The sequence below is a fragment of the Achromobacter sp. GbtcB20 genome (genome assembly GCF_019091095.1).
Lineage (GTDB): Bacteria > Pseudomonadota > Gammaproteobacteria > Burkholderiales > Burkholderiaceae_B > Achromobacter > Achromobacter mucicolens.
Genome location: NZ_JAGXJZ010000253.1, coordinates 1 through 422, shown reverse-complemented (window position 1 = coordinate 422; position 422 = coordinate 1). Strand labels below are relative to the sequence as shown.

Sequence of the window (422 nt, the reverse complement as noted above, 5' to 3'; positions counted from 1 at the left end):
CCGCGCTGGACGTCTTCACGCTTGGTGCCGCGCAGCAGGATGCCCACGTTGTCGCCAGCTTGACCTTGGTCCAGCAGCTTGCGGAACATTTCCACGCCCGTGCAGGTCGTCTTGACCGTCGGAACGATACCGACGATTTCGATTTCTTCGCCGACCTTGATGATGCCGCGTTCGATACGGCCGGTCACCACGGTGCCGCGACCCGAGATCGAGAACACGTCTTCAACCGGCATCAGGAACGCGCCGTCGATGGCACGCTCAGGCGTCGGGATGTACGAATCCAGCGCAGCAGCCAGCGACAGGATGGCCTGTTCGCCCAGTTCGCCCTTGTCGCCTTCCAGCGCCAGCTTGGCCGAACCCTTGACGATCGGGGTGTCGTCGCCCGGGAAGTCGTACTTGGACAGCAGTTCGCGAACTTCCAT

1 protein-coding gene is annotated in these 422 nt (G+C 62.6%); it reads right to left on the bottom strand.

Going from position 1 to position 422, the window contains the following annotated elements; translation table 11 throughout:
- The coding region (locus tag KVT32_RS28850) for an EF-Tu/IF-2/RF-3 family GTPase (RefSeq protein ID WP_254637067.1) at positions 1 to 422 on the bottom strand (422 nt) is incomplete at both ends.